This window comes from Variovorax sp. Root473, from assembly GCF_001426505.1.
Taxonomy (GTDB): Bacteria; Pseudomonadota; Gammaproteobacteria; order Burkholderiales; family Burkholderiaceae_C; genus Variovorax.
On the sequence record NZ_LMEV01000020.1, the window covers coordinates 137720 to 153128 of the forward strand.

Sequence of the window (15409 nt, forward strand, 5' to 3'; positions counted from 1 at the left end):
CGCCCCGGCTCCGCTCAGTCGGCGGTGATGTTCCCCTTCTTCACCACCGTCGCCCAGCGCTGCGCATCCTTCTGGATCAGCGCGCCAAACGCCGCCGGCGTCGAGCTGGCGGGCACCATGCCCTGCGACTCGAAGGACTTCGCCACCTCGGGCGATTTCAGCACCGCGGCGATCTCCGTGTTCAGCCGCGCCACCACGTTGGCTGGCGTGCCCTTGGGCGCGAGCACGCCGTACCACATGTCGACGTTGTCGGCGGTCACGCCGGCCTCGGCCAGGGTGGGCACGTCGGGCAGCTGCGGCAGGCGGTGGCCGCTGCCGGTGGCGAGCGCCTTGAGCTTGCCGGCCTGGATGTGCTGCAGCGCCACGTGCACCGGCAGGAACATCGCGTCGATGCGCCCGCCGAGCAGGTCGGTGACGGCGCCGGCCGTGCCCTTGTAGGGCACGTGCAGCAGGTCGGTGCCGGTGCCCTGCATCAGCAGCGCCATCGACAGGTGGTGCGGCGTGCCGACGCCGGGCGTGGCGTAGGTCAGCTTGCCGGGGTTGGCCTTGGCGGTGGCCACCAGCTGCGCGAGCGAGCCCGCCTTCTGGGTGGACGGGTTGGTCACCAGCAGCAGCGTGCCCCACGAGGTCTGCGACACCGGCGTGAAGTCGGCCACCGGGTCGTAGGCGAGCGACTTGTACAGGCCCTTGTTCATCACCAGCGTGTTGACCTGCACCAGCAGCGTGTAGCCGTCAGGCTTGGCGCGTGCCACCTTCTCGCTGCCGATGTTGCCGCTCGCGCCGGCCAGGTTCTCCACGATCACCGGCTGGCCAAGCACGGCGGGCAGCCGGGCCGAGAGCTGGCGTGCGATCAGGTCGATGCCAGTGCCGGGCGTGTAGGGCACCACCAGCGTCACCGGCTGGTCGGGCCAGGCGTGGGCCGCGGCGGCGCTGGCCGCAACCAGCAGGGTGGCGAAGGTCTTGCGCAGAAATTTCATCGTGTCTTGTCTCCGTCTTGATCTGTGAATGTGCCGGCGCTCAGAGGTACGACGCGCGCGCCTTCAGCGCCGCCGGGTCGTAGCCGGCCACGCGCTTGTAGTGGTCGGAGATCGCCTGCAGTTCCTGCTGCGTGACGATCTCGTCGAGGTTTTCGACGCGCTGGCCGCCCGAACGCTCGAACACCTCGCGCAGGATGGTGTCGGGTGGATTGCTGCGGTTGGTCAGCACCACGTCGGTGGTGGCCTTCACGCGCACGCGGTCGTAGGTCTCGAGCGCCGCGATGCCCACGCCCTCGCGCTTCATCGCGCCCGCCAGGAAGCGCGCGTCGATGATCGCCTGGCCCGCGCCGTTGGAGCCGCGCGGCACCATCGGGTGCGCGGCGTCGCCCAGCAGCGTGAGGCGGCCATGACTCCAGCGTGGCAGCGGGTCCTGGTCGACCATCGGGTACTCCAGGATGGTGTCGGAGGCCAGGATCAGCGCCGGCACATCGAGCCAGTCGAAGTGCCAGTCGGCGAAGGCGGGCAGGAAGTCCTCGAGGCGCCCGGCGCGGCTCCAGTCGCGCATCGCGGGCTGGGGCGCGTGGATCTCGGCCACCCAGTTCACGAGCTGGCGGCCCTGGTCGTCGATGTCGTTGCGGATCGGGTAGATCACCATCTTGCCGACGGTGAGCCATCCCGCGCGCACCATGCTGCCGCCCGAGAGAAAGGGTTTCCAGGCCGCAGTGCCTCGCCACATGTTGATGCCCGAATACCGCGGCGCGCCCTCGTCCGGATACAGCTGCCTGCGCAGCGCCGAATGGATGCCGTCGCAGCCCACCGCGACCGCGCCGCGCACCGGCGCGCGGCCGTCGGCGAAGTGCACCGTCACGCCGTCGGCGTCCTGTTCGACGCCGATGCAGCGGTGGCCGCACTGCACGCTGTCGGGCCCCAGGCGCTTCAAGGTTTCGTTCAGCAGCACGGTCTGCAGGTCGCCGCGGTGGATCGAGTACTGCGGCCAGTCGTAGCCCGCGTGCTGGCCGGCGGGCTCGCGGAACACCAACTGGCCGTGCTCGGTGAAGAAGACCGCCTCCCGCGTGCGCACGCCCACGGCGTCGAGCGCGTCGAGCAGGCCCAGCTCGGACAGCTCTCGCACTGCATGGGGCAGCAGGTTGATGCCCACGCCGAGCGGGCGCAGCTCGGGCACGGCCTCGTACACGCGGCAGGCGATGCCGGCCTGGTGCAGGCTCAGGGCGAGGGTCAGGCCGCCGATGCCGGCGCCAAGGATGATGACTTCGTGGGGTGCGGTGCTCATGGGGTCCGTATTGGGACCGCAAACGAGGCATATGGGAAATTTAGATGTCATATGGATTTATCATGAATTCTTATGAACCTGACCACGCGCCAGATGCGCGCCTTCCTGCAGGTGGCGCGCATCGGCAACTTCACCCGCGCGGCGGAGCAGGCGCACATCACCCAGGCCGGCCTGAGCATCCTGATCCGCGAGATGGAAAAGCAGCTCGGCTGCCGCCTGTTCGACCGCACCACGCGCATGGTGAGCCTCACGCCGGCCGGCCGGCGCCTGCTGCCGGTGGTGGAGCGGCTCGTCACCGACCTCGATGACGTGGCCGCCGAACTCGGCGCCGAGGGCGACGCGGCGCGCCAGACGCTGCGCATCGCGGCCACGCCGCTGGTGTCGTCGCACCTGCTGCCCTGGGTGTTCGCGAGTTTTCGCGCCGCGCATCCGCAGGTCGTGCTGCGCCTCTTCGACGCCGACCTGCGCGATGTGGAAGCGATGGTGGCCGCGGGCGAGGCCGACCTCGGCCTGGGCTTCTTCTTCAAGGCCGCGGCGGGGCTCGACCGCACGCCCGTGGGGCGCTTCGAGCTGATGCGCGTCACGCAGGCCGCGGCCGACGGCGAACCGGTCGGCACCGCGCCCTGGTCCGCGCTGCGCGGCGCCACGCTGATCGGCCTGCCGCCCGGCAACCCGATCCAGAAGGTGATCGAGCGCCAGCTCGGCGAGATCGGCCTGGCCGACGCGCAGCGGCCTGCCTTCAACTTCTTCGGCACACTGATCTCGATGGTCGAGGCCGGCTTCGGCACCGCGGTGATGCCCACCTTCGCGCTCGCGGCGTGCCGCCGTCACCGCGTGAAGACCGACGTGCTGCTGACGCCGCGCGTGGGCATGGACTTCTTTCGCCTGACCAAGCGCGGCACGCACGAGACCGAGGCGATGCGCGCCTTCAGCGAGACGCTGGCCAAGGCCTTGCCGGCGCTGTCGCGCTAACGTCACACCATCGCGTTGTCACCGCCCGGGATCTCATGCGCCTTGATCTGCCGGCGCGTGAGCTTGTAGAGCGTGGACGACAGGAAGCCGTCCTGGTGGGTGTTCTTGGTCACGTTCACCACGAACTCGTCTTCGGGCGCCACGGCCTGCGCGCCCATGATCCAGCGCAGGCTCTCGCGGTAGTTGTAGAGCCCCTTGTCGTTGGCGTCGGCCAGCAGAGTCGACCGCGTTGCCCTGGTATTCGTCGCGCCAGATCTCGTGGCGCAGCCGGTCAGGCCGCCCTGTCGGCGTCGTCGCCCCGCTCGGCGCTTCGGCGCGCGATCGCGGCCTTCACCTCGGGCGCGTTCACCACGTCGCGTGGCAGGGACACCGCCGTCGCCGCGGGCGGCGGGGACGGAGTCGGGATCGGCATCGCCGGGCGGGCGACTTACAGCGTGAAGTCGTACTCCACAGTGATCGGCGCGTGGTCGCTGAACTTGACCGTCTTGTAGATCGACTCGGTGCGCGCCAGCGCGCCCATGGCCGGCGTGGCCAGGTGGTAGTCCAGCCGCCACCCCACGTTGTTCGCGTAGGCCTGGCCGCGGTTGCTCCACCAGGTGTAGGCCTCGCCCGTGGTGTCGGGTTTGAGGCGGCGGTACACGTCCACCAGGCCGGCGCCTTCGGTGCCGGCGTCGAGCAGGCGCGTCATCCAGGCGCGCTCTTCGGGCAGGAAGCCGCTGTTCTTCTGGTTGCCGCGCCAGTTCTTCAAGTCGATTTCCTGGTGCGCGATGTTGATGTCGCCGCACAGGATGAACTCGCGCTCCTTCTTCAGCGCCACGAGGTGCGGGAAGAAACCCTTCAGGAAGCGGAACTTGGCGGCCTGGCGCTCCTCGCCCGAGCTGCCGCTCGGGAAGTAGCAGCTGATGACCGAGAACTTGCGCTTGGGCGTGTCGAAGCGCAACTCGAGGTAGCGGCCTTCGGCGTCGAATTCGGGATCACCCCAGCCCACCACCACGGCGCTGGGCGCATGCTTGGTGTAGATCGCAGTGCCCGCGTAGCCTTTTTTCTCGGCAAAGTGAAAGTGGCCCTGGAGTTCGGCCATCCTTTCGAAGCGGCCCTCGACATCGCTGGCCTGGACGCGGATTTCCTGCATGCAAATACAATCCGGCGCGAGTTCGGCCACCCAGTCGGCGACGCCCTTGGTGGCCGCCGAGCGCAGGCCATTGAGATTGAGACTGGTCAGTTTGAACACAAGGAATTTCCAATGGCTGTAGACGGTCAGACAAGCAGCGCGGTGGCACAGGACTTCGTCCAGTTCGCGCTCGACGCCGGCGTGCTTCGCTTCGGCGAATTCAAGACCAAGGCCGGTCGCATGAGCCCGTATTTCTTCAACTCGGGCCTCTTCGACGACGGCGCCAAGATCGCGCGGCTCGCCGGATTCTATGCAGACCGCCTGGTCGAAAGCGGCCTGGAGTTCGACATGATCTTCGGTCCCGCCTACAAGGGCATCCCGCTGGGCGCCACCGTGGCCGCCGAGTTGGCTCGCCGCGGTCGCAACTACCCCTTCGCCTACAACCGCAAGGAAGCCAAGGCGCACGGCGAGGGCGGCAACCTCGTGGGCGCGCCGCTGAAGGGCCGCGTGCTCATCGTCGACGACGTGATGTCCGCCGGCACCGCGGTGCGCGAATCGATCGCCGCGATCCAGGCCGCGGGCGCCACGCCGCATGCCGTGGCCATCGCCCTCGACCGGCAGGAAAAGGCCACCGAGAACGGCGTCGACGTGGACCACAGCGCCGTGCAGTACGTGCGCAACCAGCTCGGCCTCGCGGTGGTGCCCATCGCCACGCTGGACGACCTGTTGAGCTACCTCTCGGGCAACGCCGCCGCCGACCTCGGCGCGCACCGCGAGCGCGTGCTGGCCTACCGCACGCGCTACGGCGCCTGAGACGCAGCGCCGATGCGACGCCTCGCCCGCCACTCCTCTTCCGCCTGCGCCGTGGCATCGCTGTGGCTGGGCCTGGCAGCCCTGTCAGGGTGCGGGGCGGCGCTCGCGCAGCCCGCCAGGACGGAACCGCCCGGTGTCGGCATCTACACCTGCGTCGACGCGCGCGGACGCACGCTCACCGCCGACCGGCCGATCGCCGAATGCAGCGACCGCGAGCAGCGCGAACTGGGGCCGAGTGGCACGGTGCGTCGCAAGCTGGAGCCGACCTACACGGCGCACGAGCTGCAGGAGCGCGAGGACCGCGCGCGCGAAGCCGCCATCCAGGCGGCGCGCATCATCGACGAGCGCCGCCGCGAGCGCGCGCTGCTGGTGCGCTACCCCAACGCCACCACCCACGACCGTGAGCGCGTCGAGGCGCTGTCGCAGATCGATGCGGTGATCCAGGCGGCGAAGAAGCGCATCGTCGAACTCGGCGACGACCGCAAGAAGATCGACGAGGAGCTCGAGTTCTACAAGCAGGACACGAGCAAGGCGCCCGGCGCGGTGCGTCGCCGGATCGAGGACAACACGCAGAGCCTGGCCGTGCAGAACCGCTTCATCGCGGAGCAGGAAGAAGAGAAGAAGCGCGTGAATGCGCGCTTCGACGAAGAGCGCGGGCGCCTGAAGACGCTCTGGTCGCCGCAGAACGGCGGCAACCCGCGCTGACGAATGAACCGGCCGGGGCCTTGCGCAAGGCCCCGGGGGTCGATCAGCCCAGCTTGGCTTTCAGCAGCTCGGTGACCTGCGCAGGGTTGGCCTTGCCCCCGCTGGCCTTCATGACCTGGCCCACGAGGCCGTTGAGCGCCTTCTCTTTACCGCCGCGGTATTCCTCGACGTTCTTCGCGTTCCTGGCAATCACCTCGTCGAGGATCTTGTCGAGCGCGCCGGCGTCGTTCATCGGCTTGAGGTCTTTCGCTTCGATGATCGCGTCGACATCGCTGCCTTCGCCGCTCCACAGCGCCTCGAACACCTGGCGCGCCGCGTTGTTCGGCAGCGTGCCGTCGGCGATGCGCGTCACCAGTTGCGCGAGCTGCGCGGCCTTCACGGGCGCGGCCTCGATGCCGATCTCGGCGGCGTTCAGGCGGCGCGCCATCTCGCCGGTGATCCAGTTGCTGGCCAGCTTGGGCGCCGCGCCGGCGTTCACCGCATCGTCGAAGTAGCGGGCCAGCGCCGCGCCTTGCGTGAGCTGCGCGGCGTCGTATTCCGACAGGCCGTGGTCGCGCACATAGCGCTCGGCCGTGGCGCGCGGCAGCTCGGGCATGGTGGCGCGCACGCGCTCGATCCACTCGGCAGCCACCACGAGGGGCGGCAGGTCGGGGTCGGGAAAGTAGCGGTAGTCGGCCGCGTCTTCCTTGGTGCGCATGGTGCGCGTCTCGCCGGTGGCGGGGTCGAACAGCACGGTGGCCTGCTCGATGGCGCGGCCTTCTTCGAGCTCGTCGATCTGCGAGTTGATCTCGTAGTCGATCGCCTGCTGCATGAACTTGAAGCTGTTCAGGTTCTTGATCTCGCGGCGCGTGCCGAGCTTGTCGCCGGGCTTGCGCACCGACACGTTGGCATCGCAGCGAAAGCTCCCTTCCTGCATGTTGCCGTCGCAGATGCCGATCCACGTGACGATCTTGTGCAGCTCCTTGGCATAGGCCACGGCCTCGGCGGTAGAGCGCATGTCGGGCTCGGTCACGATCTCTAGCAGCGGCGTGCCGGCGCGGTTCAGGTCGATGCCGCTCTGGCCGATGAAGTCTTCGTGCAGCGACTTGCCCGCGTCTTCCTCGAGGTGGGCGCGCACCAGGCGCACGGTCTTCTTTTCTTCGCCGAGGAAGAACGACACCGCACCGCCTTGCACCACCGGGATCTCGAACTGGCTGATCTGGTAGCCCTTGGGCAGGTCGGGGTAGAAGTAGTTCTTGCGTGCGAACACGCTGCGCGGCGCGATGTGCGAACCCAGCGCCAGGCCGAGCTTGATGGCGCGCTCGACCGCGCCCTTGTTCATCACGGGCAGCGTGCCGGGCAGTGCCAGGTCGACCGCGCAGGCCTGCGTGTTGGGCTCGGCGCCGAAGGCGGTGGAGGCGCGGCTGAAGATCTTGCTCGCGGTCGACAGTTGCGCGTGTGTCTCGAAGCCGATGATGACTTCATAGCCGCGCACCAGCGGGCCGGTCGGGCGGCCTTGTTGTTGTGCTTCGAATGTGTTCACGGTCTCGCTCATGTCAGAAACCCTCCGGCGTGCGCGTATGCCAGTCGGTGGCTTGCTGGAAGCGGTGCGCTGCATTGAGCAGCTTCGCTTCGCCGAAGTAGTTGCCGATCAGCTGCAGGCCCACGGGCATGCCGCCGTCGAAGCCCGCGGGCACGCTCATGCCGGGCAGGCCAGCGAGCGAAGCGGGCAGCGTGAAGATGTCGGCGAGGTAGTCGGCCACGGGGTCGTCGCCGTGCTCGCCGATCTTCCAGGCGGTGGTCGGCGCGGCGGGGCCGGCGATCACGTCGCACTGCGTCAGCGCCTGCTGGAAGTCGTCCGCGATCATGCGGCGCACCTTCTGCGCCTGCAGGTAGTAGGCGTCGTAGTAGCCGTGCGAGAGCACGTAGGTGCCGATCATGATGCGGCGCTTCACTTCGTCGCCGAAGCCTTCGGCGCGCGTGCGTTCGTACATCTCCGCCAGGTCCTTGTACTGCTTGGCGCGGTGGCCGAACTTGACGCCGTCGAAGCGGCTCAGGTTGCTCGAGGCCTCGGCCGCCGCGAGGATGTAGTACACGGGAATCGACAGTTCGGTGCGCGGCAGCGACACCTCGACGCGCTTGGCGCCGAGCTTCTCGTACTGCGACAGGGCCGCATCGATGGCCGCGCGCACGCCGGGTGCGACCCCGTCGCCGAAGAACTCCTTGGGCACGCCGATGCGCAGGCCGTCGAGCGAGTCGTTCAGCGAGCGGCCGAAGTCTTCCGCGGGCTTGTCGAGCGAAGTGGAATCGCGGTCGAGGTCGGGGCCGCAGAAGGCCGACAGCAGCAGCGCGCAATCTTCGGCCGAGCGGGCCATTGGGCCGGCCTGGTCCAGGCTCGATGCGAAGGCCACCATGCCGTAGCGCGAGGCGCGGCCGTAGGTCGGCTTGATGCCGGTGACGCCGCAGAACGAGGCCGGCTGGCGGATCGAGCCGCCGGTGTCGGTGCCGGTCGCGGCGGGGGCGAGGCGCGCGGCCACGGCCGCAGCGCTGGCGCCCGACGAGCCGCCCGGAATGCGCTCGATGTTCCAGGGGTTGCGCACCGGCACGGCGGTGTCGTGGCCCACGGCGGGCACGGCGACGTTCTCGTTGGCCGAGCCCATCGCGAACTCGTCGCAGCTGAGCTTGCCCAGCGTGACCGCGCCGGCGTCGGCCAGACGGCGCACCACGGTCGCGTCGAAGGGCGAGCGATAGCCCGCGAGCATCTTCGAGCCGGCGGTGGTGGCGAAATCGGTGGTGACGAAGATGTCCTTGTGCGCGATCGGCACGCCGGCCAGCGCCGGGGCGTTGCCCTTGGCGATGAGCGCGTCGGCGGCGCGGGCCTGGGCCAGCGTGACTTCTTCGTTGACGTCGACGAAGGTACCGAGCGACTCGTGGGCCTTCATGCGGCCAAGGAAAGCCTGCGAGGCCTCCACGGCCGAGACCTTGCGGTCGGCCAGCGCCTTCGCCAGCTCGACAACGCTCCATTGGTGCAGTTCACCGCTGCTCATCATTCGATCACCTTCGGCACGAGGAACAGGCCGGCTTCGACGGCCGGGGCGCTCTTCTGGTTGGCTTCGCGGTTGTTCGGCTCGCTCACGACGTCGTCGCGCAGGCGCAGCGTCACGTCTTCGAGCGCGGCCACGGGGTGCGCCAGCGGCTCGACGCCGGTGGTGTCGACCGCGCGCATGCGTTCGACCAGATCGAAGAAGCCGTTGATTTGAGTGAGCATGCGCTCGCTTTCATCTGGAGCAAGCTGCAGCCGCGCCAAAGAGGCGATGCGTGCAATATCGGAAGCGGAAAGAGACATAGATGGCTGACCGGTCGAAAAACCAGAGGTAATCGCACGCCGAAGAGGGTGCTAACACGGGATTCAGAGGGGATTCGGTTATTATCCCGCCTTTGCCGCAACCCCCGCGAACGCGCCGGCTTTTGCGCCAAAAACGATCAATTCACCCCGTCAAACGACCCAAAAAATAGAGCGACGACCTGCCGATGCGCAGGCCGTGCTCAGAGGATTCCGCACATGTTTGGAGCTTTCCGTCGGTACTTCTCCACCGACCTGGCGATCGACCTCGGCACCGCCAACACCCTGATCTTCGCCCGCAACAAGGGCATCGTGCTGGACGAGCCCTCGGTGGTCGCGATCCGCCATGAAGGCGGTCCCCACGGCAAGAAGGTGATCCAGGCTGTCGGCCGCGAAGCCAAGGCCATGCTGGGCAAGGTGCCCGGCAACATCGAGGCCATCCGCCCGATGAAGGACGGCGTGATCGCCGACTTCGTGATCACCGAGCAGATGATCAAGCAGTTCATCAAGATGGTGCACCCGCGCACGCTGCTCACGCCGAGCCCGCGCATCATCATCTGCGTGCCCTGCGGTTCCACGCAGGTCGAGCGTCGCGCCATCAAGGACGCGGCCGAAGCCGCTGGCGCCACCGCCGTCTACCTCATCGAAGAACCCATGGCCGCGGCCATCGGCGCCGGCCTGCCCGTCAGCGAAGCCTCGGGCTCGATGGTGGTGGACATTGGCGGCGGCACCACCGAGGTGGGCGTGATCTCGCTGGGCGGCATGGTCTACAAGGGCTCGGTGCGCGTGGGCGGCGACCGCTTCGACGAAGCCATCATCAACTACATCCGCCGCAACTACGGCATGCTGATCGGCGAGCCGACGGCCGAAGTCATCAAGAAGAACATCGGCTCGGCCTTCCCGGGTTCCGAAGTCAAGGAAATGGAAGTCAAGGGCCGCAACCTGTCCGAAGGCGTGCCGCGCAGCTTCACCATCAGCAGCAATGAAGTGCTGGAAGCCCTGACCGATCCCCTGAACAACATCGTCTCGGCCGTGAAGAACGCGCTGGAACAGACGCCTCCCGAACTGGGCGCTGACATCGCCGAGCGCGGCATGATGCTCACCGGCGGCGGCGCGCTGCTGCGCGACCTCGACCGCCTGCTCGCCGAGGAAACCGGCCTGCCGGTGCTCGTGGCCGAAGATCCGCTGACCTGCGTGGTGCGCGGCTGCGGCATCGCGCTCGAACGCATGGACCGTCTGGGCAGCATCTTCACGAGCGAGTAAAAGGCGAAAGCCATCATCGGCCGGCCTTTGCTTGCGCAGGCCGGCTTTTTGTTATTTGATGCCGCACCACCGCCGGGTCTGACCACATGCCTCTGGGCACGCTCGATCGCACAGCGCCACCCCTGTTCAACCAGGGGCAATCGGCACTCAGCAAGCTGATCTTCTTCGGCGCGCTGTCGCTCTTTCTCATGGTCGCCGACGCACGCTTTCACCTCGTGAAGCCGATCCGATCGGCCATCGGCGCGGTGCTCTATCCGGTGCAGATGGTGGCGCTCAAGCCGGTCATGCTGGTGATGGGCGGCAGCCGTTACTTCGAAGAACTGCAGACCGCGCAGCGCAACGAAGAAGAAGCGCGCAAGGCGCTGATGCTGCAGGCCGAAACCGCCAGCCGCGCCGACACGCTCGCACAGGACAACGCCCGCCTGCGCGAGCTGCTCGAGCTGCGCCAGACCACCACCACGCCGGGCCGCCCGGCCGAGGTGCTGTACGACGCGGCCGATCCCTACACGCGCAAGATCGTCATCGACCAGGGCCTCACGCAGGGCGTGGCGGCCGGCTCGCCGGTGATCGACGCGCGCGGCGTGCTGGGGCAGGTCACGCAGGTGCTGCCCTTCACGAGCGAGGTCACGCTGGTGATCGACCGCGACCTGGCCATTCCCGTGCAGAACACCCGCACCGGCGTGCGCAGCGTGGCCTTTGGCGACGCCTCGGCCCACGGCGGCGGCATGGAGCTGCGCTTCATGGCGGCCAATGCCGACCTGCAGGAGGGCGACCTGCTGTCCACCAGCGGTGTCGACGGCATCTACCCGGCCGGCCTGCCGGTGGCCAAGATCGAACGCATCGAGCGCCGCGCCGACTCGGCCTTTGCGCGCATCTACTGCGTGCCGCTGGCCCGCGTGACCGCGGCGCGCTACGTGCTGGTGCTCGAGCCCTCGGGCGCGCCGGTGGCGCCGCCGCACGCCGAGGCCGCGTCCACCCAGCGCAAGCGCCCCGAAGGCAAGCCGGGCGCCGGCAAGAACGAGAAGAAGCCTGCGGGAGGCACGCGATGATCAAGCGTCCCGGGCAGCAACAGCTGCTGCTGCCCGTCAGCCCCGTCTTCATGTGGACCAGCCTGCTCGTGGCGCTGCTGGTCAACCTGATCCCCATCGGCCGCGCCGCCTGGATGCCCGACCTGCTGGCGCTGGTGATCGTGTTCTGGGGCGTGCACCAGCCCGCGCGCGTGGGCATCGGCGCGGCCTTCATGTTCGGCCTGCTCATGGACGTGCACCAGTCGTCGATGCTGGGCCAGCATGCGCTGTCCTACACCACGCTGGGCTTCTTCGCGATCATGATCCACCGGCGCCTGCTGTGGTACCCGGTGTTCTCGCAGGCGCTGCAGGTGCTGCCGCTGTTTGCGCTGTCGCAGTTCATCGAGGTGATCACGCGCATGATCGGCGGCGGCGTGTTCCCGGGCTGGGGCGTGCTGATCTCGCCCGCCATCGAGGCCGCCTTGTGGCCTCTGGCCACGGCGCTGCTGCTCGCTCCGCAGCGCCGCACGCCGGAACCCGACGAGAACCGACCCCTCTAAGTTCTTCCCTGCGCCGCGTTTGCCATCGCACCTGCGCGCGCCTAAGCTCCTGATGCCATGACCGAAATCCGCAACGTTGCCGCCGACCTGGCGCGGTTCAAGCGCCGCGTGATCGTCATCGGCCTGGCGGTGCTGTTCGCCTTCGGCCTGCTGGGTTCGCGGCTGGTGTACCTGCAGGTGGTGCGCCACGACGACCTGGCCGAGCAGGCCGAGAGCAACCGCACGGCCGTGGTGCCCGTGGTGCCGAACCGAGGGCTCATCCTCGACCGCAACGGCATCGTGCTGGCCTCCAACTATTCGGCCTACACGCTGGAGATCACGCCTTCGAAGGTCGGCGACGTCGAGGAGACCATCAACAGCCTGACCAGCGTGCTCGAGGTGTCGCCGCGCGACCGCCGCCGCTTCAAGCGCCTGCGCGAAGACTCGCGCAGCTTCGACTCCATTCCGATCCGCACGCGCCTGAGCGACGAAGAAGTGGCACGCTTCGCGGCGCAGCGCTACCGCTTCCCGGGCGTGGAGATCAAGGCGCGCCTGTTCCGCAACTATCCCAACGGCGAGACGGGCTCTCACGTGCTCGGCTACATCGGCCGCATCAACCAGCGCGAGAAGACCGCGATGGAAGACTGGGAAGAAGAAGACCAGGCCAACTACAAGGGCACCGACTACATCGGCAAGCTCGGCATCGAGCAGAGCTACGAAAAAATGCTGCACGGGCAGACCGGCGTCGAGCAGATGGAAACCTCGGCCGGCGGGCGTGCCGTGCGCCGGCTCGCGAGCCATCCGGCCACGCCGGGCAACACCGTCATGCTGTCGCTGGACATCAAGCTGCAGAAGCTGGTGGAAGACATGTTCGGCGAGCGCCGCGGCGCGCTGGTGGCCATCGACCCGAAGTCCGGCGAGGTGCTGGCGTTCGTGAGCAAGCCCACCTTCGATCCGAACCTGTTCGTGGAAGGCATCGACACCGAGAGCTGGAAAGAGCTCAGCGAATCGCTCGACAAGCCGCTGCTCAACCGTGCGCTGCGCGGCACCTACCCGCCGGGCTCCACCTACAAGCCCTTCATGGCGTTGGCGGCGCTGCAGACGGGCAAGCGCGGCGCGAGCGTGGTGGTGAACGACCCCGGCTATTTCAACTTCGGTGGCCACCGCTTCGGCAGCCCCGAAGGCAACCTGGGCGGCGTTGACATGCGCCGCTCGATCCAGCTGTCGAGCAACATCTACTACTACTCGCTGGCCAACGAGATGGGCGTGGACCTCATCCACGACTTCATGAAACCCCTGGGCTTCGGCCAGATCACCGGCATCGACCTGGGCGGCGAGCTGCGCGGCGTGCTGCCGAGCACCGAGTGGAAGCGCAACGCCTACAAGCGGCCCGAGCAGAAAAAATGGTACGCGGGCGAGACCATCTCGCTGGGCATCGGCCAGGGCTACAACAACTTCACCATGCTGCAGCTCGCGCAGGCCACGGCCATCGTGGCCGACGGCGGCATGAAGCACCGGCCGCACGTGGCGCTGGCGATGCGCAACACGGTCAGCGGGCAGATCGTGCCGCTGCCGCAGCCCCCGGCCGAGAACCTCGGCTTCACCGCCGCCAACATCGCGGTGATCCGCGAAGGCCTGACCAGCGTGGTCACCAGCGGCACCGCGCGCAGCGTGTTCGCGGGCGCGGGCTACCAGGCGGCCGGCAAGACGGGTACGGCGCAGGCCGTGACGCAGGCCAAGAACACCAAGTACAACGCGCGCGCGCTCGAAGAGCACCAGCGCGACCACGCACTGTTCATGGCCTACGCGCCGGCCAACAACCCGAAGATCGCCCTTGCCGTCATCGTCGAGAACGCGGGCTGGGGCGCAGGCGCCGCGGCGCCCATCGCGCGCCGCGTGTTCGACTACTGGCTCATGGACCAGTACCCCAGCGAGGCCGACATGGCCGCCGTGCGCATCGGCCGCGCGGGTGCGCCGATGGGCAAGCCGCGCGTGGCCAGCGAGGTGGTGTGGCCTGTGGCAGGCGCGGCCTCGCCGGTGCCTGCGGGTGCCGCATCGTCGGCGGCGCCGACGCCCTGATTTTCTGACTCTCTCTTCCTTCGGGAAGAGGGAGCAAGGCAGGGCGGAGGCCTCAGGCGACCACGGTCCCGGCGACTTCACCCAGGCCGATGCGTACAGCGCCTTCGCGCTCGCACCAGCCGCGCATCACCAGCGTGTCGCCATCTTCCAGGAAGGTGCGCTTCTCGCCGTTCGGCAGCGTGATGGGCTGCTTGCCGCCCCCCGTGAGTTCCATCAGCGAACCGGCCTGGTCGGGCTGCGGGCCCGACAGCGTGCCAGAGCCCAGCAGGTCGCCGGGCTGCAGGTTGCAGCCGTTCACCGTGTGGTGCGTGATGAGCTGCGCGGCGGTCCAGTAGGCGGCCTCGGTGGTGTTGCCCAGCGTGAGGCGCACGGGCGCCACGCCGTCGGCGCGCATCTTCGCGGTCTGCAGCAGCACTTCGAGCGTGATGTCGAGCGCGCCGCTGGCGCGGTTCGAGGGCGCGTCGAGGTAGGGCAGCGGTTGCGGGTCTTCGGCGGGGCGCTCGAACTTCGCGCGGAACGGCGCCAGCGCATCGGTCGTCACGATCCAGGGCGACAGCGTGCTGGCGAAGTTCTTCGCAAGGAAGGGGCCCAGCGGCTGGTATTCCCAGGCCTGCAGGTCGCGCGCCGACCAGTCGTTGAGCAAGGTCACGCCGAACAGGTGGTCTTCGGCGTCGCCGATGGCGATGGGCTCGCCCAGCGCGTTGCCGCGGCCGACGAGGAAGCCCAGCTCCAGTTCGTAGTCCAGCCGCTTCGATGGGCCGAAGCTCGGCGCCACCGCATCGGGTGCCTTGGTCTGGCCTTGCGGGCGCTTGAAGACCTGGCCGCTCACTCCGATCGACGAGGCGCGGCCGTGGTAGCCGATGGGCACCCACTTGTAGTTGGGCATCAGCGGCTGGTCGGGACGGAACAGCTTGCCGATGGTGGTGGCGTGGTGGATGCCCGTGTAGAAGTCGGTGTAGTCGCCGATGCGGCAGGGCACGGTCATCTCGGCCTGGGCTTGCGCGAGCAACGCCTTCGACCATGCGGCCTGCTGGCCGCTGCCTTCGGCGAGGCCCGCGGAGATCGCGGCGCGCAGGGCCTGACGGTCTTTCACCGAGGCGTTCATCAGCACGTTCATGTCGTCGGTGTCGATGAGGCCGGCTGCGCGCAGGTCGAGGATCTGGTCGCCGATGGCCACGCCGATGCGGAAGGCCTCGCTGCTGCCGGCGGCGCGGAAGCGGCCGAAGGGCAGGTTCTGGATCGGGAAGTCGGTGCCGGCCACGTTGGCGGCGGCGACCCAGCTGCGCAGCTTCGGGTCGTGGGTGGCGTTGAGTGCGGTCATGGATGTCTT

The 15409-nt window shown here is 68.4% G+C and carries 15 protein-coding genes; 7 read left to right on the forward strand and 8 right to left on the reverse strand.

Annotated features, from left to right (window positions below; translation table 11 throughout):
* Positions 1 to 14: 14 nt before the first annotated feature.
* Positions 15 to 977, reverse strand: a complete 963-nt coding sequence (locus ASD34_RS25410; protein WP_056583901.1) for a tripartite tricarboxylate transporter substrate binding protein — start codon at positions 975 to 977, stop codon at positions 15 to 17.
* Positions 978 to 1017: 40 nt separating this feature from the next.
* A complete protein-coding gene (locus ASD34_RS25415; RefSeq protein ID WP_056583904.1) occupies positions 1018 to 2268 on the reverse strand; it encodes a flavin-dependent oxidoreductase in 1251 nt (416 codons plus the stop codon).
* 72 nt (positions 2269 to 2340) lie between these two features.
* Here ASD34_RS25415 and ASD34_RS25420 point away from each other — a divergent pair, with 72 nt between their 5' ends.
* On the forward strand, positions 2341 to 3240 hold the full coding sequence (locus tag ASD34_RS25420; protein ID WP_056583907.1) for a LysR family transcriptional regulator: 900 nt from the start codon (positions 2341 to 2343) through the stop codon (positions 3238 to 3240).
* 2 nt (positions 3241 to 3242) lie between these two features.
* Here the strand turns inward: ASD34_RS25420 and ASD34_RS27310 are convergent, their stop codons facing one another.
* Together ASD34_RS27310 and ASD34_RS25425 are read right to left on the reverse strand one after the other, a co-directional pair.
* On the reverse strand, positions 3243 to 3398 hold the full coding sequence (locus ASD34_RS27310) for a hypothetical protein (protein WP_235510253.1): 156 nt from the start codon (positions 3396 to 3398) through the stop codon (positions 3243 to 3245).
* A gap of 269 nt (positions 3399 to 3667) precedes the next feature.
* Positions 3668 to 4471 carry an exodeoxyribonuclease III gene (locus tag ASD34_RS25425; RefSeq protein ID WP_056583911.1) on the reverse strand — a complete coding sequence of 268 codons (804 nt, stop codon included), beginning with the start codon at positions 4469 to 4471 and terminating at the stop codon, positions 3668 to 3670.
* Between the two features lie 12 nt (positions 4472 to 4483).
* Between ASD34_RS25425 and pyrE the strand changes: the two genes are divergently transcribed.
* Entirely contained in the window at positions 4484 to 5164 is a 681-nt protein-coding gene (gene pyrE, locus ASD34_RS25430) for an orotate phosphoribosyltransferase (RefSeq protein ID WP_056583914.1), read from the forward strand.
* A gap of 12 nt (positions 5165 to 5176) precedes the next feature.
* Positions 5177 to 5869 (forward strand): hypothetical protein, encoded by a 693-nt coding sequence (locus tag ASD34_RS25435; protein ID WP_056583917.1) that lies wholly within the window; start codon positions 5177 to 5179, stop codon positions 5867 to 5869.
* Positions 5870 to 5912: 43 nt separating this feature from the next.
* Here ASD34_RS25435 and gatB read toward each other — a convergent pair whose 3' ends face one another.
* The 3 genes from gatB to gatC are packed head-to-tail and all read right to left on the reverse strand — an operon-like array spanning position 5913 to position 9194.
* Complete coding sequence (gene gatB, locus ASD34_RS25440; RefSeq protein ID WP_056583920.1) at positions 5913 to 7403, reverse strand: Asp-tRNA(Asn)/Glu-tRNA(Gln) amidotransferase subunit GatB; 1491 nt, start codon at positions 7401 to 7403, stop codon at positions 5913 to 5915.
* A 1-nt stretch (position 7404) separates the two neighbouring features.
* On the reverse strand, positions 7405 to 8895 hold the full coding sequence (gatA, locus tag ASD34_RS25445) for an Asp-tRNA(Asn)/Glu-tRNA(Gln) amidotransferase subunit GatA (RefSeq protein WP_056583923.1): 1491 nt from the start codon (positions 8893 to 8895) through the stop codon (positions 7405 to 7407).
* A complete protein-coding gene (gatC, locus tag ASD34_RS25450; protein ID WP_056583926.1) occupies positions 8895 to 9194 on the reverse strand; it encodes an Asp-tRNA(Asn)/Glu-tRNA(Gln) amidotransferase subunit GatC in 300 nt (99 codons plus the stop codon). The genes gatA and gatC overlap by 1 nt, the downstream gene beginning before the upstream one ends.
* 216 nt (positions 9195 to 9410) lie before the next feature.
* Between gatC and ASD34_RS25455 the strand changes: the two genes are divergently transcribed.
* The 4 genes from ASD34_RS25455 to mrdA all read left to right on the forward strand — a co-directional run bounded on the left by ASD34_RS25455 (position 9411) and on the right by mrdA (position 14079).
* On the forward strand, positions 9411 to 10454 hold the full coding sequence (locus tag ASD34_RS25455; protein WP_056583929.1) for a rod shape-determining protein: 1044 nt from the start codon (positions 9411 to 9413) through the stop codon (positions 10452 to 10454).
* 86 nt (positions 10455 to 10540) lie between these two features.
* Entirely contained in the window at positions 10541 to 11503 is a 963-nt protein-coding gene (gene mreC / locus ASD34_RS25460) for a rod shape-determining protein MreC (protein ID WP_056583933.1), read from the forward strand.
* A complete protein-coding gene (mreD, locus tag ASD34_RS25465; protein ID WP_056583936.1) occupies positions 11500 to 12021 on the forward strand; it encodes a rod shape-determining protein MreD in 522 nt (173 codons plus the stop codon). Before mreC ends, mreD begins: the two co-directional genes overlap by 4 nt.
* Before the next feature lie 57 nt (positions 12022 to 12078).
* Complete coding sequence (gene mrdA / locus ASD34_RS25470) at positions 12079 to 14079, forward strand: penicillin-binding protein 2 (RefSeq protein ID WP_056583938.1); 2001 nt, start codon at positions 12079 to 12081, stop codon at positions 14077 to 14079.
* 52 nt (positions 14080 to 14131) lie between these two features.
* Here the strand turns inward: mrdA and fahA are convergent, their stop codons facing one another.
* Positions 14132 to 15400, reverse strand: a complete 1269-nt coding sequence (gene fahA, locus ASD34_RS25475; RefSeq protein ID WP_056583943.1) for a fumarylacetoacetase — start codon at positions 15398 to 15400, stop codon at positions 14132 to 14134.
* Between the last annotated feature and the right edge of the window lie 9 nt (positions 15401 to 15409).